This is a genomic window from Paraburkholderia sp. D1E (assembly GCF_052682275.1).
Genome location: NZ_JBQYMB010000001.1, coordinates 5174402 through 5196797, shown reverse-complemented (window position 1 = coordinate 5196797; position 22396 = coordinate 5174402). Strand labels below are relative to the sequence as shown.

Sequence of the window (22396 nt, the reverse complement as noted above, 5' to 3'; positions counted from 1 at the left end):
GTCCCCATGAGCGAAATCAAGGAAATGCCGCTGGTCGAACTGTCGGCAAAAGATCTGCCGGCGTATTGCCCGAATCCGTCGATGCCGCGTTGGAGCACGCACCCGCGTGTGTTTATCGACGTGACGCACGGCGAAGCACGCTGCCCGTATTGCGGCACGCGCTACAAGCTGCGCGACGGCGAAGTGGTCAAGGGTCACTAACCTTGACCACTGCGCACTGATCGCTTGCGGCGCTCTTTGCCGACGCGCCTGCTGCCTGGATCGTCATGTGACGGACCGGCTGTGCTTTTGCAGCCGAGGGTAGCGAGGCCAGCGCTTCGCAGTACAGCCGCAGCGGCGCCGGCCATGCCGGATCTGCGCCGCAAGGCACGCGGCTTTTCCCCTTTTACACAATCGAACTCCACGCGTATGGCTCGCGCGGCGCTTCGTTTTGACACCGGACACTCACTCTGATGCGTCGCGCGTTGGTTATCGCACCGAACTGGATCGGTGACGCATTGATGGCGCAGCCGCTGTTTGCGCGCCTCGTGAAATTGCATCCGCGCATCGTGATCGACGCGGTCGCGCCCTCGTGGGTCGCGCCCGTACTCGAACGCATGCCCGAGATCCGCGACGTCTACGCCACGGATCTCGCGCACGGCAAGCTGCAGATGCTGCGCCGCTGGCAACTGGCGAGCGACTTGCGCGATGTCGGCTACGACGCGGCCTATGTCCTGCCGAATTCGCTCAAGTCGGCATTGATTCCATGGATGGCGGGCATTCCGCTGCGCATCGGCTACACCGGCGAAAGCCGCTACGGCTTGCTGAACGTGCGCCACGCGAATCCGCGCAAGGACGAACGCCCGCCGATGGTCGGCCACTATGCCGCCCTCGCCTACGCGCCAGGCGCCAAAATCCCCGACGACCTGCCGATGCCCCGGCTCGACGCAGACCTGAACGAAGCCTCGCGAGTCTCCGCACGCTTCAATCTGGATACACGCGTGCCACTGCTGGTGTTCTGCCCGGGCGCCGAATACGGTCCGGCCAAGCGCTGGCCGCCCGAGCATTTCGCAGCGCTTGCGCAGATGGTCGGCCAGTCGTTCCCGTATACGCAGATCATCGCGCTCGGCTCGCCGAAAGATGCGCCGCTTGCCCAGGCCATCGCCGAGAAGGCGCCGAACGTGCGTAATCTGTGCGGCCAGACCGCGCTTGGTGAAGCTTGTGCGCTGATCTCGCGGGCCAATGCAGTCGTCACTAACGATTCCGGCCTGATGCACGTAACCGCCGCGCTGCGCCGGCCGCTGGTGGCGGTGTACGGGTCGACCGATCCGCGCCACACGCCGCCCCTGTCCGAGCTTGCGAAGGTACAATGGCTTCATCTTGAATGCAGCCCCTGTTTTCAGCGCGAGTGTCCGCTCGGGCATCTGAACTGTCTGAAGCAATTGAGCGCCGAGCAGGTCTTCGGCGATTTGCGCGGCATGTTGCTTGCGCAACGTTGAACCCGGTTGATTCGACTGATACTTGCACGCAACACCGCACGCCCCTGAGCGCGTCGCGTCATGTTCGCGCCTTGCGGCGCGGGCATTCTCGCGCTTAGGTGCGATTGTCCGGTGCTCCGGACTGTCCCGCTGACCGCTGCCCCGCAACCGCGCGCCGCGCACAAGAGACTGACGAGCCATGCCACGTTTTGCCCATATCTTCGAAGCCGCCGCCGATACGCTGAATGCCTATTACCAGGCCATTGCCGAGGTGAATATCGACAGCTTGATGGGCCTGTGGATCGATGAGGAGTTCGTTAGCTGCATCTGTGCCGACGGCTCGCACCTGCACGGCCTCGACAGCATTCGCGCCGGCTTGCAAATTCAGCTCGAAACCACACCCGTTTCAATCGAACCGCTCGACATTCGCGTCTACGACAGCCTCGGCACCGTCGTCTACGCCATTGCCGAAGCACACCGGCCGGCCGATCCGAAGGCTACGCCTGCGATGGTGTTCACCACTTACGTCATGGTCCATGAACGCGGCGAATGGCGGATTGCGCATATCCACGCGAGTCCGATGCCGAATGAGGCCGCCAGTCAGTTCGCCACAAAGATGCGGCATGGTCAGGGGTCGCTGCACTGACGCCTGATGGGCGTCTCCTCTGTTTCACAGGTTTTACCTTTTTGCTTCGACGCTGGTATGAGTACGCCCCGCAGGAAGTCGCTCGCTCCGAAGGAAATCCCCCGCCCCGAAGGAAGTCCTCTTGGGGGACCAGGGGATTGGGAGATGACGCACAATAAATCCGTGTCTACCGGCGCAGTGCGCGCCGCGGCCGCTGTCGAGGCCACCGTCGATCTGCTCTACCGCGCGCCGCTCTGGTTGCCGAACCGGCATGCGCAGACCATTGTCCCGTCGCTGTTTGCGCGCCGTCCAGCCATTACCTTCCAGCGCGAACGCTGGGATACGCCGGATGGCGATTTCATCGATCTCGATTGGGTGGTGCATGACAGCGCGACAGCCTCCGCGCTGGCCCCCGCGTCCCCGCCTCAAGTTCCCGCAGACGACGCGCCGCTGTTCGTTCTGTTTCACGGCCTCGAAGGCGGGTCCGCGTCGCACTACGCCGCCACATTGATGGCGGCCGCGCGCGAATACGGCTGGCACGGCGTCGTGCCGCACTTTCGCAGCTGCAGTGGAACGCTGAATCTGTTGCCGCGTTTCTACCATCTCGCCGACAGCAACGAAGTCGACTGGATTCTGCGGCGCCTGCGCGCCACGCATCGTGGGCCGATCGTGGCGGCGGGCGTGTCGCTCGGCGGCAATGTGCTGCTGCGCTGGCTCGGTGAGCGGCGTGAAGATGCGTCGCCAGTAATCTCGGCTGCCGCCGCGATTTCGACGCCGATCGACGTGCATGCCGGCGGCCGTGCGTTATCGCAAGGCTTCGGGATGATCTATACGCGCAATTTTCTGAAGACGCTGAAGCAGAAGGCTGAGCAGAAACTGGTGCAGTTTCCGGGGCTGTTTGACCGCAACGCCATGCTGGCGAGCCGCACAATGTACGACTTCGACAACGTGGTGACGGCGCCGCTGCACGGCTTTCGCGATACCGACGACTACTGGAGCAGCGCGACCACGCGGCCGCTGCTGCGCGGAATTGCCGTGCCGACATTGGTGCTGAACGCGCGCAACGATCCGTTCTTGCCTGCGGAAGCATTACCGGCCCGGCATGAGGTGTCTGCATCGGTAGAACTCGATCAACCCAGGCACGGCGGCCACGCCGGCTTTATGACCGGACCTTTCCCTGGTCGCATCGACTGGTTGTCGCGGCGCGTGCTCGGTTATCTGGAGCGGTACATCGATCATGGATGACATCGTCAAGCAGGCCCTGGCCAAATGGCCGAACGTCCCGAGTTGCACCGGATGGTTGATGCTGGACCGGCGTGGCAACTGGCGCATGCGGGACGAAGCCGCTCAGGCCAGCGGTGCGCCAGGTACGCCGATTCGGCATGAGGCGCTGCTCGGATTTATCAATCGGAATTACGACGCCGATGAACGCGGTCAGTGGTTCTTCCAGAATGGGCCGCAGCGGGTGTATATCGAGTTGGGTTATACGCCGTGGGTGGTGAGGTTGTCCGCCGATGCCGCTGGGGTGCTTTCCTTGACGGACCAGGCCGGCGGGGCTTTCGAGCCTTCTGCTGCGTTTGTCGATGACGAAGGTGGGATTCTGTTTGTCGATGGCTCGGCGCCACCGAGAGTGGCGGTTTTGCACGATCACGACCTCGAGGTTTTTTCTGATCACGCCGCGCTGGGTGATGACTCGCTGAGCGGAGCGTTTCACTGGAACAATGGGATTGTTTTGCCCTTGCAGGGCGTGCAGCGAAATGAGGTGGCCGCGCGGTTCGGGTTTGTCGATAGTCCGGCGGCGAATGCTTAGGTCTTTTGTCTATTTACCCGCCTGAGTCTTTTGCACAGGCCACGCGCTGGTCAGATAGTGAAGACTCGCAACCGCTAGATCTTCTCGTCAAGCCGCTCCTCTTTATAGCGACTCTCCATTTCATGTAACCGGGCGTCGACGGTAGCGAGATCGTAGTAGCCGATCGCCTTCATATCCCGCGCTTCCTTCAGTTGCCGGATGGCCGACGGCCAGGCCCCCTCGATAGCGAATTTTTCGGCCAGCGCCCGATGCTGCGTCAACGCATCTCCACTGCCGGCGCTTGCCTGCGCAAGATACATCCACCAGGCGGGCTGATCGGGTTGTGCACGCGTTTCCTGCAGCGCCAGAGCCTGCGCATCGGCAAATCGCTTCAGGGTTAGTAAGGTCTGGATATGCATGTCGATCGCGGCGTTCGACTGCGGCCAGCGCTTCTGCGCAAACTCGGCAAGACGAGCCGCCTCGTCGTCACGCCCGGCGCGACGCGCGATGTCGGCCGCGAGCACGTCGAGGCTCGGCGAGCTATGCATGGGTTCACCTTCACCGCGTTCGCCTGCTGCAAACGCAGCGCGCGACGAAGCCAGGGACGCCACGGCATCGTCATATCGCTCGAGCAGCATCTGCCCATACGCGATCCCGTACCAGTTCGCGGCGACGTTCAGCGCAGTACGGTCTTCGATTTCGGAGCGCAGGCGCGAAATCTCGTCCGCGTATTCACTGCGCGAGCGGTCCTGCAGCAAGCGCGCCCGCGCCCGCACAAAACCATATTCGGACGTCTGGTGCGGTTGCCGGTAAGGCGCACGGCGCGCACGGTCCTCCATGTCGGCGATCCGTTCGCCGGTCAGCGGGTGGGTACGCGCGTAGGCCGGTATGCCGGTGTCGCTCATTGCCGCACGGTCGAGACGGCCGAAAAACGTCGTCATCGCATAAGGGTCGTAGCCGGCGCCGGCCAGCAGCAGAAAACCGACGCGGTCCGCTTCATGCTCGGCGGAGCGTGAGAAACGCAACTGGTTGTCGAGCGCATAGGCCTGGCCGCCAATCGCAATCGCGCTGCCAAGGTCGCCGCTATGCGCGAGCACGCCCGCCAGAATGCCGAACAACAGGCCGGCAAGCGCGGCGTAGGAGCTGCGCTCGCCGGTGGTGATCATCCGCGAAATGTGCCGCTGCAAGACGTGCCCCATCTCGTGGCCGAGCACGGAGGCGAGTTCGGACTCGGTTTGCGTCGTTACGATCAAACCAGTGTTCACGCCGATAAAACCGCCCGGCAGCGAGAAGGCGTTGATCTGCGAATCGCGGACCGCGAACAGCTCGAAGTCCGGACGATAGCCGCCGAGGTATAGCGCGCTCGCCGCCGCGGCGAGTTTCGCAGCGACCGAGTTCAGGTAGTCGCGCACCAGCCAGTCGTCGAGATAGTCAGGGTCGCGGCGTAACTCGCGCATCACGCGCTCGCCGAGTTTGCGCTCCGCTTGTGGCGTCAGCGAGCCGGAGCCGCCGTTGCCGAGGTCCGGCAGTTGCTGCGTGACGATTGGGGTGCGCCAGTTGGCGGTCGCACCCGGCTTACCGGAAAAGCGGCTTTGTGCGCCACCATAAACGCCGAAGACACCTTGGGCGATGTCGGGCGGCACGATGGGATCGGCAAAGATTTCGACCGGCCCGCTTTCCAACGGCGGTTCCGCGGACTGCACGTTGAGCGCGAGGCTCGTGCTCGAAGCGGCGCGCGATTGCGCGAACGCGCCTGGCGGAGCCGCGAGCGCGACAGACAACAACGCAGCAAGAAACCGTTTCGTACGCATCGCGAGGTCGGTATGACGAAGTCGAAAAGCGACGCCCGCCGCTCGGACTAAGATAGCGGACATAGGGTAATTGTAATCACCCTGACCCGCCCGACCACACTGCTATCACACTGCTATGATAGGCGCCCTCTGAAGGAGCCCAACCATGCCTGAACTCACTCATTTCGACGCTGCCGGCCAGGCACATATGGTGGACGTCGGCGGCAAGCAGGAGACCAAACGCATCGCGGTCGCGCGTGGCTCGATTCACATGCTGCCCGAGACGTTCGCATTGATCCGCGACGGCAACGCCAAGAAGGGCGACGTAATCGGGATCGCGCGTATCGCTGCGATTCAAGGCTCGAAGCGCACCGCCGATCTGATCCCGCTATGTCATCCGCTCGCGCTGACACGCGTGAAAGTGGACTTCGAGCTCGATGAAAAGCTGCCTGGCGTGCATTGCACGGTGCAAGTGGAAACGCTGGGACGCACGGGCGTGGAGATGGAAGCGCTAACCGCCGTTCAGGTCGGGCTGCTGACGGTGTACGACATGTGCAAGGCGGTGGATCGCGGGATGACAATCACCGATGTGAAAGTGCTGGAGAAGCACGGCGGGAAGTCGGGGGATTGGGTGGCGGGTTGATGACGGCTGGCGTCATCGCCCCGCTCCATCTCTAAAGCTACAGCTACAGCTACAGCTACAGCTACAGCGAAGAATGAGACTGCAAAACGACGGCGCGGCTCAATCCTCGTCGCTGTCGTCGTCCTGATTGACGTCGCCCGCCGGCATGCCGTAGCGCTTGACCAGTTCCGCCTTGAAACTGCCCAGCGTCTTCTGCTCGTCGCACAGTTCATACACGTAGGCCAACTGCGACGGCCAGTCCTTCAACTCCTGAGCAAAGATCTTCAGACGCTCGACGGTGTCGAACGCCCCCGCCGTATCACCGCTCAGTGCCTGCAGCACCGCATACCGGCGCAGCACGGTTTCACCCGGCAGCAGTGCAATCGCCTGCTTGTGCATGGCGAGCTTGTGCTGCAGGTCCATCGAATTCATCGGCAGCAGCGTCGCGAGACCATACTCGCCCCACGCCTGAAACAGGAACGACGGGTCCGCGCGATACTGCTCGGCAGGACGCGAGCCGTAATACAGCACCTCGGCGCGCGCGTAGTCGCGATACACCGGATACAGCGCGGCCAGGCCACCAAACACGACCACGGCAAACGCGCCGAACGACAGACGGCCAGGCACGAGGCGCAGCGGCCGTGTCTCAAGCAAGCCGAACACGAACATCGCCGGCAGCAGGAAGAACATGTACTGCTGCGGATACTCGACCAGCGCATGCATGACCAGCACACCGATCAGCGCGATACCGAACACGCGTGCGGCGCTCTGCGGCGCGCGAACCACGCGCATCAGCCATGTGATCAGGCCGAACAGCACGATCGCGAGGCCGATCAAGCCCGTCTTCGCGAGCAGGTCGATGAAGATGTCGTGCGAGTTATTGGCAATCTCGACGCCGCCGAGCGACTTCGCGTACTCGAACTGATAGCTCGGAAACTCGCCCCAGCCGACACCCAGCAGCGGATGCGCCTTGAACATCGTCCAACCGTATTTCCACAGCGCAAGGCGCGGCGCGATCTGGCCGGCGTCCTTGAAACGCTCAGCCGCGGACTGACCGAGCTCCAGGTGGTAGTGCACGTTGGCCCAGCGGATCAACGCGTTGACCACGAAGAACAGGACCGCCAAGGCGATCGGGATCAGCCATTCGCGATTGCTGCGGCGAAGAAGCGGCTCGCTGCGCGTTTGCGCGAACGCCATCCAGAAACCCCCCACCACAATCACGCCCATCTGCAGCCAGGGGCCGCGCGACACGGTCAGCGCCAGCCCGACGGCGAAAATCGTCGACACGAGCAGCCAGATGCTGACGGCAAGGCGGCGTGTCTGCACGAGGAACAGCGCCCCCGCCATCGCGAACGCGATATAAGTGGCGAGGTGGTTCGCCTGCGCCATATTGCCGAACGGCCGGCGCTCGACGGTCACGTTATACGCGACGACCAGCGGCGACACGCGCGTCTCGAGGTGAAACAGCTGGATCACCTGGCAGAACACAGCAAACAGGCCACCGACAATCAACGCGCCGGCCGCCCAGCGCAGCGCTGTTTCGTTCAGCTTGGCGCGTGTGAAGCCGTAGCCGGCGTGCGTCGCCATAAGTGCGGCGAGCAGGTAACCGCCGCCGAGCCAGTTCATCGACGGCTGCGAGACCGGCAGCAGCACCGATTGCGCCACCAGCACCAGCCCGAACAGCAAGGGCACCAGCGCGACAACCGGCGACGCAAACGTCACGTGCGGCCTGGCAGTCCACACCAGCAGCACAACACCCGCGCCCATCAGCAGATACAGCGCGAGCGCCGTGAATTCAGCGTAGAAGGTCGGTATCGGATACGTGTGGTTGACGACTGCATAAGGCAGCACCAACGCGAGAGCCAACAGAATGAGAGACAGGTAGCGCGCAAATGGGGTGGGCATCGAGTAACCGGTGGGCGTCAGCAACCGGCGCACTATACAAAAAAATCCTCCTGCTGTGCGCCGGCCGGGCTGAAATATCCCGAAAATCAGCCTTTTACGTTCGGATAACAACTCACCCGATCTTTCACCCCATCACTTACGAACGGCACTCCGGTGGTGCAAGGTTCGACGGCAAGGACGGCGCATCGGCAGGTGCCGGCCCGGTGCCCGGTGCAGGCAACGAGGAGGTCGTTTTGCCGCCGACGAAACACTCCCAGGTGACTGCGCCAGCCTGCACGGCGCCCTTGCTCAGGGCGATTCGCGCAGTCGGCGCATCGGCATTGTCCGGCACCGAGGGCACCAGGGTCAGCGTGTTCGACCCAGCAGGCGCGACGCGCGTCGTGAAAGCGACGGTGATCTGGCCGGTGTCGTCGTCGACGTGAACGGATTCGACGTTGCGGGTGCCGGGCGGCGACGCATAACCGCCGCCGAATGGATTGCCGCTCGCGGCGTTTTCGGACACCGCGAGCCGTGCGGATGCCGCCAGCGAGAGGCCCTCGCCCACGCGACTGCGGGCCAGATAGTCCTGATACGCCGGAATCGCATAGGCCGCGATTACACCGACAATCGCCAGCACGATCATCAGTTCGATCAACGTAAAGCCGAAACCGAAACGACGGCAGACGCGTGCGAGCGGCGCGGCCCAGCGCGCCCGTTCGAACGCATTCCGTGGGGAATGCGAGGCGTATGAATAAGGGGAGTACGGCAAAGTAACGATCATCGGCAGGCTCCTGAAACAAAAAAACGCCTGCCCCTCGAATCGGGGACAGGCGTTTCAATCGTAGCCAGCGGTGCTCGTTCCACACAGTCAGCCGAATGGCTAACGTTGTGCTGACGCGGCGGCGTTCAGGTCAGGTCAGATCGGCGTGCGGTTCGCATCACGCTGGTCCGCCCGTGCTTCGGATTCAGCCCCAGCCCGCCGTGCGGCTTGTGCTGCGCCGCTCGCCTCAGACTCAGCGTCAAACCGCCGCGCGATTCGCGTTGCGCCGCTTGAGCAGATAACCGAGGATCACGACGAACAGCGCACCGGCAATGCTCATGCCGTACTCGGCCACCGGCGAATCCAGGATCGGCCAACGGTCGCCGGCCGGGTCGTTGACGATCAGACCGCCCGCGATCCAGCCGAGCAGCGCCGCGCCGAGCGTAATGACGATCGGGAAACGGTCGAGCAGCTTCAGCACCAACTGGCTGCCCCACACGATCAGCGGAATGCTCACCACCAGCCCGAAAATCACCAGCGCGAGACGGTGCGCCGGGTCAGCCGCCTCGGCAGCGCCGGCAATGGCGATTACGTTGTCGAGACTCATCACCGCATCCGCGATGATGATGGTCTTGATCGCCGACATCAGCTTGTCGGCCGGCTTGACGTTCTCATGGACATCATGCGCGGGCGCCATCAGACGCACGCCGATCCACAGCAGCAACAGGCCGCCGGCGAATTTCAGCAATGGCACGTCGAGGAGCGCCACAGCGAACGCAATCAGCGCCACGCGCAGCACGATGGCGCCGGCCGTGCCCCACAGCACGCCCTTCGTACGCTGCGCAGGCGGCAGGTTGCGGCAGGCAAGCGCTATCACGACAGCATTGTCACCACCCAGCAGGATATCGATGACGATGATCTGAATGACTGCGCCCCAATGGAGCGTGGCGAAGAACTCGAGCATGAGTGAAAGAATAAGAAGGAATGAGGCGCGCGGGCAATAAAAAAAGCGGGGGAGTCTACACTCCCCCGCTTTTTAGGACTGCCTGCTCACGAAAGGGTTTCGTAAGCGTATCAAAAACGCGCCGTGACTGCGCGCGAATTTCGTTTTTACAGCATCGCCTTCAGAAGACGCGCCATTTCCGACGGGTTCTTCGTGACCGTGATGCCGCAGGCTTCCATGATTTCCAGCTTGGCTTCAGCCGTATCCGCACCGCCCGAGATCAGCGCGCCGGCGTGGCCCATGCGCTTGCCCGGAGGCGCCGTAACGCCGGCGATAAAGCCAACCACCGGCTTCTTCATGTTGTCCTTGATCCACTCAGCAGCATTCGCTTCGTCCGGACCGCCGATCTCGCCGATCATGATGACGGCGTCCGTTTCCGGATCGTCGTTGAACATCTTCATCACGTCGATGTGCTTCAGACCGTTGATCGGGTCGCCGCCGATACCGACTGCCGACGATTGGCCAAGGCCGATCGCTGTCAATTGGCCGACTGCTTCATACGTCAGCGTGCCCGAACGCGACACGACGCCGATGCGGCCCTTGCGGTGAATGTGACCCGGCATGATGCCGATCTTCAGTTCGTCCGGCGTGATCGTGCCCGGGCAGTTCGGTCCGAGCAGCAGCGTCTTGCGGTTTTCGGCACGCATGCGGGCCTTGAGCTCGATCATGTCACGGACGGGGATACCTTCCGTGATACAGATTGCGAGATCCAGATCGGCTTCGACCGCTTCCCAGATTGCAGCAGCAGCGCCTGCCGGCGGAACGTAAATCACCGACACGGTCGCGCCCGTTTCAGCCTTGGCTTCAGCGACGCTTGCGTAGATAGGAATGCCTTCGAAATCTTCGCCGGCCTTCTTCGGGTTCACGCCCGCAACGAACGCTTCGCGGCCGTTGGCATATTCACGGCAAGCACGCGTATGGAACTGACCGGTCTTGCCGGTAATGCCCTGCGTGATGACCTTGGTGTCTTTGTTAATCAGAATCGACATGTATTGACCTCTGTTCGTCTGGCGCCGCGAGCTAGGCGGGATGTTCTCCACCCGCGTCGCTCACGCGCCGCCATTCGTAATCCTGGTTAATCCCGGTTAAACGCGCTCTTTACTTGCCTTGAGCGGCCGCGACGACCTTCTGAGCTGCTTCTTCCATGCTGTCTGCCGCAATGATCGGCAGGCCGGATTCAGCGAGCATCTTCTTGCCCAGGTCTTCGTTCGTGCCCTTCATGCGGACCACGAGCGGCACCTTCAGCGACACGGCCTTCGACGCCGCGATCACGCCTTCCGCGATCACGTCGCAGCGCATGATGCCGCCGAAAATGTTGACCAGAATCGCAGTCAGGTTCGGGTTCTTCAGCATGATCTTGAACGCTTCCGTGACCTTCTCCGTCGTGGCGCCACCGCCCACGTCCAGGAAGTTCGCCGGTTCGCCGCCGAACAGCTTGATGGTGTCCATCGTTGCCATTGCAAGGCCAGCGCCGTTCACGAGGCAGCCGATGTTGCCGTCGAGCGAGATGTACGCGAGGTCGAACTTCGATGCTTCGACTTCAGCCGGATCTTCTTCGTCCAGATCGCGATACGCGACGATTTCCGGGTGACGGAACAGTGCGTTCGAATCGAAGTTGAATTTCGCATCCAACGCGATGACCTTACCGTCGCCGGTCAGGATCAGCGGGTTGATTTCGGCCAGCGATGCGTCGGTTTCCCAGAATGCCTTGTACAGGCCTTGCAGGATCGCGCGCGCTTGCGGCAGCGAAGCGGCGGGCACGCCGATCTTCGTTGCGAGCTCGTCGGCTTCGGCGTCTTTAAGACCGGTCGACGGATCGACGGCGATCTTGTGGATCAGCTCAGGCGTCTTTTCCGCGACTTCTTCGACGTCCATGCCGCCTTCGCTCGATGCCATCACGACGATCTTCTGCGAAACGCGATCGATCACCAGGCCGACATACAGTTCCTTCTTGATGTCAGCGCCTTCTTCGATCAGCAGACGATTCACCTTCTGGCCTTCCGGACCGGTCTGGTGCGTGACGAGCTGCATGCCGAGGATCTGGTTCGAGAATTCACGAACCTGTTCCAGCGACTTGGCGACCTTCACGCCGCCGCCCTTGCCACGGCCACCCGCGTGGATCTGAGCCTTCACGACCCATACCGGGCCGCCGAGCTCTTCCGCGGCCTTGACCGCATCATCCACCGAGAAGACCGGCTTGCCGCGCGGTACCGCGACGCCGAATTTCCGCAGGATTTCCTTACCCTGGTACTCGTGAATCTTCATGCGTGATTCCCTTCAGTCTGAGAGTTGGATTGAACATCGTTTCCGCTGCCGTCGTTCATGCCGGACGTGTTGCCGCCCTTACCTGTCTGGCGGGCTGCCCCGTCGCCTGACGATGCCGCGCGATCCGCTGAACGCGGCGCGTGGCCATACCAGCGCGGATAAAACTGTTGCACCGCCTCGCCGTCGAAACGCAGCGCGTGGCAGCGTCCCAGCTGGAATGGCGGTTTGTCGTTGGAATGCTCGCCTGTGCTGTCAGACGATTCGTCTCCTGAACCTGCTTTCGCGCCTGGCGTACTGTCACCGGTGTTCCACACATCGCCGGCGAACGCCTGAATGGCGGCGGTCGGCAAAATCGCACATAGCTCGGTGAGATGGGTGCAACCCGCCGTGCCGCCCAGCAAACGGGCAGCTTCGCGACGGAAGTTGTGACGGAGATTGAGCCCGATGAGGGCACGGTAGGCGGGATTGCTGACTTGGCACAACCCTGGATAGGGCACCCAGTCGGACGACGCTTCGGCGTCGACGATGTTGAGCTTGCGATCGACGGTGATGCGAAGCCAGAGTTCATGGATCGGCTGACCATTGGGCCGGACGCCCGACGCAAGCACCACATCGCGCGGTTTTTCGTCGGTCAAGCACGCTTCCACATCCCACAGGCCATCGGCTCGCTCATAGGCTTCCGCTCTGATTGCGCGACGGTGGCGCAACTGACGGGATACTGGCGGAGAGAGCGGCATACGGGAAGGAAAGGCCGGATTGGAAAACCCATGAATTTTAGCATACTGGGTATTTGAGACAGTTCGGAATGCGCAGGGGTGCCCGGCGGGCCGGGGAGCGCGGCAGATGCTCTCTCACAGTGGCGGCGTGGCGGCGTGGCAGCGAAGCGCGGAGGTTTTTGCGCTGGGGCCGGCTAGTCGCCGCTCCACTCCTCGTCGATACCTTTGAGGATTTTGCCGATCGTGGCGCCGGAGAAACCGCGCGAGGCCAGAAAACGCGTCTGCTTTGCCCGCTCGGCCGCCGTTTCGGGGAGCCGGCCGAATTTCTTTAGCCAGACGGCTTGAGCGCGCGCCAGTTCGGTTTCGCGCAGTTGCGTACTGGCTTCTTCGACCAGCGTTTGGTCGACCGCATGCTGTTTCAATTCGCCAACGATCCGGCTCGCGCCCAACCGTGACGAACGCCGATGGATCAGACTCTCAGCAAACCGCGAATCGGACAGCCAGTTTTCGGCTTCCAGCGAATCGAGCAAGGTGTCGAGCGAATCGGTTTCTTCGACGAACGGCTTTAGCTTGCGCGCCAGTTCGGAGCGGCTGTATTCACGCCGGGACAAATAGCCGAGTGCACGTCCTTTTAACGAACGGGCCGGGCGTTGGGATTTTTTTTCATCGTCCTGCCCGGGCTTCGTCTCGCCGGGCGTGCGACGCGAGCGGGTGTAGGTGGTTTCGGACGGGTCCGCTGCGGCTTGCGCAGAAGAATCGGACTGTGGCTGGCGACCCGCGGCGCGGTCGTGCTCATCGAACGACTCAAAGGGATCAACGTCGCCGGCTGTAGCGGAGGGATCGGAATCTGACGCGGATGAGCGCCGGGTGGCTGAGTTGCCGCCCGAATAGCGCGGCGAACGCGAAGTGGAGCGCCCGAAGGAGCTTCCAGAAGATTTGCCAAACGAACTTCCGGACGAGTTTCCCGGCGACCGCCCAAACGACCGGGTGGACCGGGAAGTCGACGAGGAAGAAGATGACGACGACTCGAGCGAATCGTCGCTACCGTCACGCGGGCCGTCCGCGTTACGTCCAGCATTGGACAACGGCCGGCCCTTGCGTATCACGTGATGGTTACTCTTCTTCGCCCGCGACTTCGGCGGCAGCACCGGTCGCCGCTTCCGCCATGGCATTCACGCCCAGCGATTCACGGATACGGTTTTCGATCTCACGGGCGATGTCCGGATTTTCACGCAGAAATTCGCGCGCGTTGTCCTTGCCCTGACCGATACGTTCGCCGTTGTAGCTGTACCAGGCGCCGGCCTTGTCGACGATCTTCGCTTGCACACCCAGGTCGATGACTTCGCCCTGACGGGAAATGCCCTCGCCATACAGAATGTCGAAAATCGCTTCGCGGAACGGCGGCGCAACCTTATTCTTCACCACCTTCACGCGCGTTTCGTTACCGATCACTTCGTCGTTCTTTTTGATCGAACCGATCCGGCGAATGTCCAGACGCACCGACGCGTAAAACTTCAGCGCGTTACCACCCGTGGTGGTTTCCGGGTTGCCGAACATCACACCGATCTTCATACGGATCTGGTTGATGAAGATCACGAGGCAGTTGGTGCGCTTGATCGTACCGGTGAGTTTGCGCAGCGCTTGCGACATCAGACGCGCCTGCAGACCCGGCAACGAGTCGCCCATTTCGCCTTCGATTTCGGCCTTCGGCACCAGCGCGGCGACCGAGTCGATCACGATCATGTCGATCGAGCCCGAGCGCACCAGTGCGTCGGCAATTTCGAGCGCCTGCTCGCCAGTGTCCGGCTGCGAAACCAGCAGGTCGTTGACGTTCACGCCGAGCTTGCGCGCGTACTGGATGTCCAGCGCGTGTTCCGCGTCGATAAACGCTGCCGTGCCGCCGAGCTTCTGCATTTCGGCGACGACCTGCAACGTCAGCGTGGTTTTACCGGACGACTCCGGACCGTAAATTTCGACCACCCGGCCACGCGGCAAACCGCCGACACCCAGCGCGATATCGAGACCGAGCGATCCGGTTGAGCATACCTGGATGTCTTCGACCGCCTCACCTGCGCCGAGCCGCATGACCGACCCCTTGCCGAACTGCTTTTCGATCTGCGCGAGCGCGGCGGCGAGCGCCTTGCCCTTTTCAGCAGTCAGTCCAGCCGAGCCTTTCTTGCTTTCTTCCATGAATCGTCCTTTGCTATGATGAACGGCGTCTGAGGCAGATGTGCGGCCCGTTCTTGGAGGACAGCACACGAAACTCAGACACTGTATAAAAAAACAGTAGTTTTGGCAAGCGCGATTCTCATGCGAACGCGCATTTTTACCGTCACGCTGCCCAACTACCCACAATAATTTTCGGAGACCGCTGTGCGCCGGGAGGTCACTCCACGGTGCCGGCAAGGCCAGGTTGGCGCACCATGCGAATTCTGATTGCCGAAGACGACAGCATACTCGCGGACGGTCTGGTTCGATCACTCCGCCAATCGGCCTATGCCGTCGATCATGTGAAGAACGGCGTCGAGGCCGACACCGCGCTTTCAATGCAAACTTTCGACCTGCTGATCCTCGATCTGGGCCTGCCGCGCATGTCGGGGCTCGAGGTGTTGCGCCGTCTGCGCGCCCGCAACTCGAACGTGCCGGTGCTGATTCTCACGGCAGCAGACAGCGTCGACGAACGCGTCAAGGGCCTCGATCTCGGCGCCGACGATTACATGGCCAAACCCTTCGCGCTGAATGAACTCGAGGCGCGCGTGCGCGCCTTGACCCGGCGCGGCGCGGGCGGCGGCCCCACGGTGGTGCGGCATGGTTCGCTGTCGTTCGATCAGGTCGGCCGGATCGCCTATGTCAACGAGCAGGTAATCGACCTGTCGGCGCGCGAACTCGGTTTGCTCGAAGTACTGCTGCAGCGGATCGGCCGGCTGGTGTCGAAGGAACAGCTTGTCGACCATCTGTGCGAATGGGGCGAGGAAGTCAGCAATAACGCGATCGAAGTCTATGTGCACCGGCTGCGCAAGAAGATCGAGCCGAGCGGCGTGCGCATCATCACCGTGCGCGGTCTCGGCTACTGCCTCGAGAAAGCCGCCCTGCCTCCGACCGCGAACATGAGCGCCAACGCGCTCGCGCCCCCCGAGCCCGAGCCGCCCTCCTCGCCTGCGTCGGCCGCGATGCCGGCGAGCCATCACTACAAATAGAGGACACCATGTCCGCACGCGCAGACCGCGCTACGGCGCACGCGGCGGACCTCGACGAGGCGCGCGACGCCCGCTACGCCAATCCGTTCGCCCCGCCCGACGAGACCGAAGCCGCCGCCGAGGCGCGCCCGCGCTCGCTGTTCGGCGAGATTCTCGACTGGATGCTGGCGCCGCTTCTGCTGCTGTGGCCAATGAGCCTCGCGGTCACCTACCTGGTCGCCAAGTCGATCGCTAACGGGCCATTCGATCGCGCGCTCGAAACCGACGCCTACGTGCTCGCGCGCCAGATCCATCCGATCAACGGCGTGGCAGAGCTGTCGCTGCCCGACTCCACCCGCGATTTTCTGCGCGCCGACAACGTCGACACCGTGTTCTATCAGGTGCTCGGCACGCGCGGCGAACTGGTGGGCGGCGAGCGCGACATGCCGCTGCCGCACGAGGAAGACAGGCCGCCGCCGGGCCTCGTCGAATTCCGTGACGACGTGCTGCGCGGCAACGATATCCGCGTGGCCTATACGACGGTCGAGTTTCCGCAGACGCCCGGCGCGCAGCCGGTGCTGGTGCAGGTTGCCGAGACGCTCGACAAACGCAGCCAGCTTGCCAACGACATCATCAAAGGGGTGATCCTGCCGCAGTTCGTGATCCTGCCGCTGGCGATCCTGCTGGTGTGGTTCGGCCTGTCGCGTGGGCTCGCGCCGCTGCACGCCCTGCAGGCGCACATCCGCGCGCGCCGCCCGGACGATCTGTCGCCACTCGAAGGCCGCCTCGCACCACCGGAAATCGAGCCGTTGGTGACATCGTTCAACGATCTGCTGACGCGCCTCGAACAGAATATGGAGTTGCAGAAGCGCTTTATCGCCGACGCCGCGCATCAAATGAAAACACCGCTTGCCGGTCTGCGCACCCAGGCTGAGCTGGCGCTGCGCCAGGACGCCTCCCCGGAAGTCCACCGCTCGCTTGAACAAATCGCCACCAGTTCGGAGCACGCGGCGCGTCTCGTCACCCAGTTGCTGGCGCTGGCGCGTGCGGAAAACCGCATGTCCGGGCAGATTTTCACGCCGGTCGAGGTCACGGAGATGGCGCGCAACGCCGTGCGCGACTGGGTTCAAGCCGCGCTCGCCAAACAGATGGACCTCGGCTACGAAGCGCCCGAAGAACCGGTCGAAGTCGACGGCAATCCGGTCATGCTGCGGGAAATGCTGTCGAATCTGATCGACAACGCGATCCGCTACACGCCGGCTGGCGGACGAATCACCGTGCGGGTGCGGCACGACGTGACGGCGCGGCTCGTGCATCTGGAAGTAGAAGACACGGGGCTCGGCATTCCAGTGGCCGAGCGCTCGCGGGTGGTCGAGCGTTTTTACCGGATTCTCGGCCGCGAAGGCGACGGCAGCGGCCTCGGGCTAGCAATCGTCCGCGAGATCACGACGATGCATGGCGGGGAGATGACGATCGAAGATAACGTCTATCAAACGTCCCCACGGCTTGCCGGAACGCTTGTGCGTGTCAGCTTGCACGTGCTCAAACGGCCACGGGACTTACCCTAAGAGCGCAGGATTCACGCATCGATCTCCGCCCATATTGAGATAAGTTAATTGCACGTTACAAGAATTTATCTGGTAGTTGTCGTTTTTTGATGCGAATTTCCTCATCGCACCGGAGGCTGCCATTTCACCCCGCCACGTCAGTACACCGTAAGTTTCCACTCCAATAATCGGTTCCACGGGAACGCCTTTGCCGGCGGACCGCGTGCACATATCAATATTGGAGACGACATATGGCTACCGTTGGCGGGCAAATCTCGCACGTGCCGATGACGCACGATGAGAAGCGGGTGATCTTCGCATCGTCGCTAGGTACGGTTTTCGAGTGGTACGACTTCTATCTGGCCGGCTCACTTGCAATCTTCATCAGCAAGAGCTTCTTCTCCGGCGTCAATCCGACTGCCGCTTTCATCTTCACACTCCTCAGCTTCGCCGCGGGCTTCGCGGTGCGGCCGTTCGGCGCGATCGTGTTTGGACGTCTCGGCGACATGGTCGGGCGTAAATACACGTTCCTCGTCACGATCGTGATCATGGGTCTGTCGACGTTCCTGGTCGGGTTCCTGCCTGGCTATGCATCGATCGGCATTGCGTCGCCGGTGATCTTCATCGTGATGCGCATGCTGCAGGGTCTTGCACTCGGCGGCGAATACGGCGGTGCGGCAACCTACGTGGCGGAACATGCGCCGCCGGGACGCCGCGGCTTCTACACCGCGTGGATCCAGACCACCGCCACGCTCGGCCTGTTCCTCTCGCTGCTGGTGATTCTCGGCGTGCGCACGGCCATGGGCGAAGACGCATTCGGCGTCTGGGGCTGGCGCATTCCGTTCCTCGCGTCGATCGTCCTGCTCGGCGTGTCGGTATGGATTCGCCTGCAACTGCATGAATCGCCGGTGTTCGAGCGCATCAAGGCTGAAGGCAAAACCTCGAAGGCGCCGCTGACCGAAGCATTCGGCCAGTGGAAGAACCTGAAGATCGTGATCCTCGCGCTGATCGGCCTGACCGCCGGCCAGGCCGTGGTCTGGTACACGGGTCAGTTCTACACGCTGTTCTTCCTGACGCAAACGCTTAAGGTCGATGGCGCGACGGCGAATATCCTGATCGCGATCGCGCTCCTGATCGGCACGCCGTTCTTCCTGTTCTTCGGCTCGCTGTCGGACCGGATCGGTCGCAAGCCGATCATCATGGCCGGCCTGCTGATTGCTGCCTGCACGTACTTCCCGCTGTTCAAGGCGCTGACTCACTACACGAACCCGGCACTGGAAACAGCTACGGCGAAAGCACCGATCGTCGTGATTGCGAACCCGGACGAGTGCTCGTTCCAGTTCAACCCGGTCGGCACGGCGAAGTTCACGAGCTCCTGCGACATCGCCAAAAGCGCACTCTCGAAAGCCGGTTTGAACTACGAGAACGTCGCGGCGCCGGCAGGCACGCTGGCGGAGATCAAGGTCGGCGATACGGTGGTCAACACATATGACGGCAAGGCCGCCGACGCCAAGGACCAGGGCAAGACGTTCGACAAGACTCTCGCTACCACGCTGAAGACCGCCGGTTATCCGCCAAAGGCCGATCCGTCACAGATCAACTGGCCGATGAGTGTGGTGATCCTGACGATCATGATGATCTACGTGACGATGGTCTACGGCCCGATTGCGGCGATGCTGGTGGAGATGTTCCCGACGCGCATCCGCTACACCTCGATGTCGCTGCCGTATCACATTGGCAATGGCTGGTTCGGCGGCTTCCTGCCGGCAACCGCATTCGCGATCGTCGCGGCTAAGGGCAACATCTACTCGGGGCTGTGGTATCCGATTGTGGTCGCGCTCATCACGCTCGTGATCGGCATGCTGTTCGTCAAGGAAACCAAGAACTCTGATATCTACGCGCAGGACTGAAGCGCCTGACGAACGAGGTGATTTAAAAAAGTTGCATGGCGGGGGTTGACAGCCCCCAGCCCTATCCTCATAATCTCGCTTCTTTCGGCGAATTAGCTCAGTTGGTTAGAGCGACGGAATCATAATCCGCAGGTCCGGGGTTCGAGTCCCTGATTCGCCACCAGTTGCAAGAAAAAGCCGCTGATCCACAAGGTCAGCGGCTTTTTTGTTTTTGGCTTTCCAAACAGCAACTTCAAGGAGGTTTCTTGATGACGTTCCGCACCGCCGCGCTTGCCGCGGCCACCGCATCCTTCGCGCTTCTCGTCACCGCGTCGCCGCTTACCGTCAACGCCCAAACGCCGCCCGACAGTCAGTGGCGCGCCAGTTCCCTCATGCTCGCGACGCTGCTGCAGGACGGCTACAAAATCGTCGCGGTAGTGAATGGCGCCCACGTTGATGCCGGCTCGGCCAATACGATTTTCGTTCAGCGCGATCAGAGCGCTTTCAAATGCATCGACCCGTCGCCGACTGATGCGAAAACCAGGGCAGCGTGCTTCGAACTGGTTCAGCCCTCGGGTGCCGCGTCCGAATCCAAATAGTCGAATGGCTTTGCGGATGCGAGCCATCGGCTTTAAGGCTCGCAACGAAAAAGGAGCGGGCTTACGCTAGCTCCTTTGCAGTAGCTTTGTCTGGTGTAGCGCGAGCTAAACCTGGCAAGCCCCGCGCTCAACGATCCACGAGGCGGCTGAGGTTACCGCGCACGCGTTGCAACAACGCGATGAGCTGCTTCGCTTCGTTGTCGGTAAAACCGTTCAGCGCCTCGAGCGCAACTTCATCACCTACCTTGCGGGCCTTGCCGAGGGTGCGCTCGGCCTTCGGCGTCATGCGCACCTGGCGCTCGCGGCGATCCTGCGGATTGGCCGTGCGCTCGATCCAGCCCCCCTCTTCCATGCGATCCAGCAGACGTCCCGCCGAAATCGGCGCGACTTCGAGCAGATCCGCGAGCCGAGCCTGGTTGACGTCGCCGTAATGAGCGAGGTTGGCCAGCACGCGACACTGCGCGCGCGTCAGATCGACCGATGACTTCGCGAGATCGTCAAAACGCTTGCCTGTCAGGCGGCCGACGTCGGAAATCAGAAAGCCGAAGCGTTCTTCGAGTTGGGTGGTCATGCGCGGATTATACGAAAGGCTTTCGTTTGTCATCGTCGGAATGGTCAAAACGGGCGCAATTCAGGCCCCGCATAATTCCTGATGGGCGCACGCGCTTGCAGCCGATATACTAAGCATGCTTACTATATCGACAATCCGGCTCCCCCATGCCCTCCGACTCCCCGCCGACGAGCGCCGCCCTGCTCAACCGGCCAATGATCACCGTCTCGATCATGCTCGCGACGTTGATCCAGACGCTCGACAGCACCATCGCCAACGTCGCACTGCCGCACATGCAGGGCACGCTGTCGGCGTCGCAGGATGAGATCACGTGGGTGCTGACCTCGTATATCGTCGCAGCCGCGATCGCCACGCCGTTGACCGGCTGGCTGTCCGACCGGCTGAGCGTCAAGCGGCTGCTGATCTTCGCGATCGGCGGCTTCACCGTCGCCTCGGCGCTGTGCGGATTGTCGGAAACGCTGACGCAGATCGTCGCATCGCGTTTGCTGCAGGGGGTTTTCGGGGCCTCGCTGGTGCCGCTCTCGCAGTCGATCCTGCTCGACATCAATCCGCGCGAAAAGCAGGGCCAGGCGATGGCGGTGTGGGGCATGGGTGTGATGGTCGGACCGATTCTCGGGCCGACGCTCGGCGGCTGGCTCACCGATAGCTACAACTGGCGCTGGGTGTTTTTCATCAACGTGCCGATCGGCGCGTTCGCGCTGTTCGGCGTGGCAACCTTCCTGCCCGCGCGTGAACCGAAGCACGACGCGAAGTTCGACGCATTCGGTTTTGCCACCTTGGGGCTCGCCATCGGCGGGCTGCAAGCGATGCTCGATCGCGGCGAACAGCTCGACTGGTTCGGCTCGCATGAAATCGTGATCGAGGCGCTGATCGCGGTGATCAGCTTCGCGTTCTTCCTCGTGCATACGGCGACGGTCGGCAAGAAATCGTTCTTCAAATACGAGTTGCTGAAGGACCCGAACTTCGCCACCGGCACGTTCTTCATCTTCGTGATCGGCGCGGTGATGTACGCGACACGCGCGTTACTGCCGCCGATGCTGCAAAACCTGATGAACTATCCGGTCGCGACCACGGGACTCGTCACGGCGCCAAGCGGCGCGGGGACCATGATCGCGATGCTGATCGCCGGACGGCTATTGAAGCGGGTCGATGCGCGGCTTCTACTGCTCGCCGGCTTTCTGATCTCTGCATTCGCGCTGTGGCAAATGATGCATTACACGATCGTGCTGTCGGCGTCGGATATCGTCTGGCCTGGCGTGATCCAGGGCTTCGGTTTGGGCCTCGTGTTCGTGCCGTTGAGCGCGCTCACCTTCTCCACGCTTACGCCGGAACTGCGCGCGGACGGCACCGCGACGTACAGCCTGATGCGCAATATCGGCAGCAGTATCGGCATTTCGATCGTACAGACGCTGATGACGCGCAACACACAGGTGTCGCACGCGGACCTCGTCGCGAATATCACGCCCTTCAATCCGGCGATCCAGCCGATGCTCAACAGCGGCTCGAATTACGACCTGGCGGCGCTGAACGCATCGATTACACAGCAGGCGTCGATGATCGCGTATCTGAACGACTTCAAGCTGATGTTCCTGGCAACGCTGCTGGTCATTCCGCTGCTGTTGTTGATCCGCCCGTCACGCCATGCGCCGGACGCATCGGTGGCGCACGCCGCGATGGACTGACGAAGGCCGGGGATGAACTGC

The 22396-nt window shown here is 62.3% G+C and carries 21 protein-coding genes and 1 tRNA gene; 12 read left to right on the top strand and 10 right to left on the bottom strand.

All coding sequences use genetic code 11. The features are described 5' to 3' along the window. The first annotated feature begins 6 nt into the window (after positions 1 to 6). The 5 genes from ACUN0E_RS23335 to ACUN0E_RS23315 all read left to right on the top strand — a co-directional run bounded on the left by ACUN0E_RS23335 (position 7) and on the right by ACUN0E_RS23315 (position 3892). The gene (locus ACUN0E_RS23335) at positions 7 to 201 is read left to right on the top strand and encodes a zinc-finger domain-containing protein (RefSeq protein ID WP_017772808.1); all 195 of its coding nucleotides are present in this window, start codon (positions 7 to 9) and stop codon (positions 199 to 201) included. Between the two features lie 251 nt (positions 202 to 452). After that, positions 453 to 1478, top strand: coding sequence for a lipopolysaccharide heptosyltransferase II (gene waaF, locus ACUN0E_RS23330; RefSeq protein ID WP_408340545.1), 1026 nt, complete (start codon positions 453 to 455; stop codon positions 1476 to 1478). Between the two features lie 178 nt (positions 1479 to 1656). After that, entirely contained in the window at positions 1657 to 2103 is a 447-nt protein-coding gene (locus tag ACUN0E_RS23325; protein ID WP_408240977.1) for a nuclear transport factor 2 family protein, read from the top strand. Between the two features lie 144 nt (positions 2104 to 2247). Further along, positions 2248 to 3327: a YheT family hydrolase gene (locus ACUN0E_RS23320; protein ID WP_445568073.1), complete on the top strand. Its 1080-nt coding sequence runs from the start codon at positions 2248 to 2250 to the stop codon at positions 3325 to 3327. Then, the gene (locus tag ACUN0E_RS23315; RefSeq protein WP_445568072.1) at positions 3320 to 3892 is read left to right on the top strand and encodes a DUF2946 family protein; all 573 of its coding nucleotides are present in this window, start codon (positions 3320 to 3322) and stop codon (positions 3890 to 3892) included. The genes ACUN0E_RS23320 and ACUN0E_RS23315 overlap by 8 nt, the downstream gene beginning before the upstream one ends. Positions 3893 to 3966: 74 nt before the next feature. On the opposite strand, the gene ACUN0E_RS23310 is transcribed toward ACUN0E_RS23315, so the two are convergent. Next, positions 3967 to 5682: a M48 family metalloprotease gene (locus tag ACUN0E_RS23310; RefSeq protein ID WP_445568071.1), complete on the bottom strand. Its 1716-nt coding sequence runs from the start codon at positions 5680 to 5682 to the stop codon at positions 3967 to 3969. Positions 5683 to 5827: 145 nt separating this feature from the next. Between ACUN0E_RS23310 and moaC the strand changes: the two genes are divergently transcribed. Beyond that, positions 5828 to 6304: a cyclic pyranopterin monophosphate synthase MoaC gene (gene moaC, locus ACUN0E_RS23305; RefSeq protein ID WP_408240965.1), complete on the top strand. Its 477-nt coding sequence runs from the start codon at positions 5828 to 5830 to the stop codon at positions 6302 to 6304. Positions 6305 to 6403: 99 nt separating this feature from the next. Here moaC and ACUN0E_RS23300 read toward each other — a convergent pair whose 3' ends face one another. The 8 genes from ACUN0E_RS23300 to recA all read right to left on the bottom strand — a co-directional run bounded on the left by ACUN0E_RS23300 (position 6404) and on the right by recA (position 15101). Continuing rightward, entirely contained in the window at positions 6404 to 8188 is a 1785-nt protein-coding gene (locus ACUN0E_RS23300; RefSeq protein WP_445568070.1) for a PglL family O-oligosaccharyltransferase, read from the bottom strand. A 136-nt stretch (positions 8189 to 8324) separates the two neighbouring features. Continuing rightward, complete coding sequence (locus ACUN0E_RS23295) at positions 8325 to 8948, bottom strand: pilin (RefSeq protein WP_445568069.1); 624 nt, start codon at positions 8946 to 8948, stop codon at positions 8325 to 8327. Between the two features lie 238 nt (positions 8949 to 9186). Continuing rightward, positions 9187 to 9891 carry a TerC family protein gene (locus ACUN0E_RS23290; protein WP_408218352.1) on the bottom strand — a complete coding sequence of 235 codons (705 nt, stop codon included), beginning with the start codon at positions 9889 to 9891 and terminating at the stop codon, positions 9187 to 9189. 146 nt (positions 9892 to 10037) lie between these two features. After that, a complete protein-coding gene (sucD, locus tag ACUN0E_RS23285) occupies positions 10038 to 10919 on the bottom strand; it encodes a succinate--CoA ligase subunit alpha (protein WP_097390342.1) in 882 nt (293 codons plus the stop codon). A gap of 109 nt (positions 10920 to 11028) precedes the next feature. Then, positions 11029 to 12195, bottom strand: coding sequence for an ADP-forming succinate--CoA ligase subunit beta (sucC, locus tag ACUN0E_RS23280; protein ID WP_408510519.1), 1167 nt, complete (start codon positions 12193 to 12195; stop codon positions 11029 to 11031). Further along, positions 12192 to 12932, bottom strand: a complete 741-nt coding sequence (locus ACUN0E_RS23275) for a DUF2889 domain-containing protein (protein ID WP_445568068.1) — start codon at positions 12930 to 12932, stop codon at positions 12192 to 12194. The genes sucC and ACUN0E_RS23275 overlap by 4 nt, the downstream gene beginning before the upstream one ends. Positions 12933 to 13105: 173 nt before the next feature. After that, the gene (gene recX, locus ACUN0E_RS23270; protein ID WP_445568067.1) at positions 13106 to 14017 is read right to left on the bottom strand and encodes a recombination regulator RecX; all 912 of its coding nucleotides are present in this window, start codon (positions 14015 to 14017) and stop codon (positions 13106 to 13108) included. Between the two features lie 7 nt (positions 14018 to 14024). After that, positions 14025 to 15101, bottom strand: a complete 1077-nt coding sequence (recA, locus tag ACUN0E_RS23265; protein WP_408240949.1) for a recombinase RecA — start codon at positions 15099 to 15101, stop codon at positions 14025 to 14027. Positions 15102 to 15334: 233 nt separating this feature from the next. Here recA and ACUN0E_RS23260 point away from each other — a divergent pair, with 233 nt between their 5' ends. The 5 genes from ACUN0E_RS23260 (at position 15335) to ACUN0E_RS23240 (ending at position 20122) form a co-directional block, all read left to right on the top strand. Beyond that, positions 15335 to 16108 carry a response regulator gene (locus ACUN0E_RS23260; protein WP_445568066.1) on the top strand — a complete coding sequence of 258 codons (774 nt, stop codon included), beginning with the start codon at positions 15335 to 15337 and terminating at the stop codon, positions 16106 to 16108. 8 nt (positions 16109 to 16116) lie between these two features. Continuing rightward, positions 16117 to 17655, top strand: coding sequence for a sensor histidine kinase N-terminal domain-containing protein (locus tag ACUN0E_RS23255; RefSeq protein ID WP_445568065.1), 1539 nt, complete (start codon positions 16117 to 16119; stop codon positions 17653 to 17655). A gap of 230 nt (positions 17656 to 17885) precedes the next feature. Continuing rightward, positions 17886 to 19544 carry an MFS transporter gene (locus tag ACUN0E_RS23250; RefSeq protein WP_445568064.1) on the top strand — a complete coding sequence of 553 codons (1659 nt, stop codon included), beginning with the start codon at positions 17886 to 17888 and terminating at the stop codon, positions 19542 to 19544. An 86-nt stretch (positions 19545 to 19630) separates the two neighbouring features. Continuing rightward, positions 19631 to 19707: transfer RNA gene (locus ACUN0E_RS23245), tRNA-Met, on the top strand. Positions 19708 to 19792: 85 nt separating this feature from the next. After that, positions 19793 to 20122 carry a hypothetical protein gene (locus ACUN0E_RS23240; protein ID WP_445570507.1) on the top strand — a complete coding sequence of 110 codons (330 nt, stop codon included), beginning with the start codon at positions 19793 to 19795 and terminating at the stop codon, positions 20120 to 20122. A 127-nt stretch (positions 20123 to 20249) separates the two neighbouring features. On the opposite strand, the gene ACUN0E_RS23235 is transcribed toward ACUN0E_RS23240, so the two are convergent. Next, entirely contained in the window at positions 20250 to 20693 is a 444-nt protein-coding gene (locus ACUN0E_RS23235) for a MarR family winged helix-turn-helix transcriptional regulator (RefSeq protein WP_408240934.1), read from the bottom strand. 146 nt (positions 20694 to 20839) lie between these two features. On the opposite strand from ACUN0E_RS23235, the gene ACUN0E_RS23230 reads away from it, so the two are divergent. Beyond that, on the top strand, positions 20840 to 22375 hold the full coding sequence (locus ACUN0E_RS23230; protein ID WP_445568063.1) for a DHA2 family efflux MFS transporter permease subunit: 1536 nt from the start codon (positions 20840 to 20842) through the stop codon (positions 22373 to 22375). The last annotated feature ends 21 nt before the right edge of the window (positions 22376 to 22396 follow it).